Source organism: Phaeovulum sp. W22_SRMD_FR3, from assembly GCF_052113705.1.
In the GTDB taxonomy this organism is placed as follows: domain Bacteria; phylum Pseudomonadota; class Alphaproteobacteria; order Rhodobacterales; family Rhodobacteraceae; genus JBGQOG01.
Genome location: NZ_JBGQOG010000049.1, coordinates 1 through 1,015 on the forward strand (window position 1 = coordinate 1; position 1,015 = coordinate 1,015).

The window sequence follows — 1,015 nt, forward strand, 5'->3', positions numbered from 1 at the left end:
GGGGAGTATGTATGAACTGCCTTCCCCTGCAAGTGATTTGTCGATGCGCCGCTGACCCTGCTTCTATGTATTCGGTCTTTCTTCGGGGCCGTTCGATTTGCCCCTGACCAAGATGGGAAGTCGCGCGTCCTGTGTCTCGTTAGCTCATCGGCACTTCAGGGGCCATGCTCCCCATCAGACTGACAAGACGCCGATCGGTCGTTGGTCCATCTCCTCCTCGCTCGCAGATTCCTTTGTCCGGTTGCGCGTTTGCCCTACTACAGGCCGCTCATGGCATTCGGCCGATATCTCTCACCCTTCGTCAGAACAGCCCAGGCAATTCGCGCCATCTTGTTGGCCATGGCGACCGCCGCGACGTTCACGTGTGCTCGCTCCTTCAGACCGTCTGCCCAAGCCGTTATTGGCGTCGTCCTGTCACGCACGAGATGCAGCACCGTTCGGGCTCCGTGAATGAAGAGTTTGCGCAAGTATCGATTGCCGTGCTTCGAGATGCCGATCAGCTTGGCCTTGCCACCTGTCGTGACCTGCCGCGGCACCAGACCTAGCCATGCGGCGAGATCGCGCCCTTTTCCAAAACTGCTGCCGGTGCCGACAGCGGCGACGAGCGCCGTTGCAATTGTCGGGCCGACGCCGGGGATCTCCATCAGCCGCTGCATATCGGCATCCGTCTTCGCCAGTGCCTTGATCTCGGCATCGATGGCCGCGACGCGATCATTGATCACGGCCAGCTCTGACGCCATATCAGACAGAAGCATGAGCATTCTGGGTGAAAGATCGTCGGCGCCCTCTGCGGCCAATCTGGTCAGTTCTTTTTGGAAGACGTGGCGCCCCGTTCCTACCCGGATGCCGCGTTCCATCAAGAAGCCGCGGCCCTGATTGATCAGCCGCGTCCTGTCCGACACCAGGCGCTCCCGCGCGCGGTGAAGGGCCTGAAGGTCGAGCTGCTCTTCCGATTTGATCGCGACGAATGACATCGTCGGGCGCGTCGCGGCTTCGGCAATGGCCTCCGCATCAC

The 1,015-nt window shown here is 60.8% G+C and carries 1 protein-coding gene; it reads right to left on the bottom strand.

Annotation, left to right across the window (positions count from 1 at the left end; all coding sequences use genetic code 11):
* Nucleotides 1-257 precede the first annotated feature (257 nt).
* Entirely contained in the window at nt 258-974 is a 717-nt protein-coding gene (locus ACEN2S_RS22990; protein ID WP_441870968.1) for an IS110 family transposase, read from the bottom strand.
* Between the last annotated feature and the right edge of the window lie 41 nt (nt 975-1,015).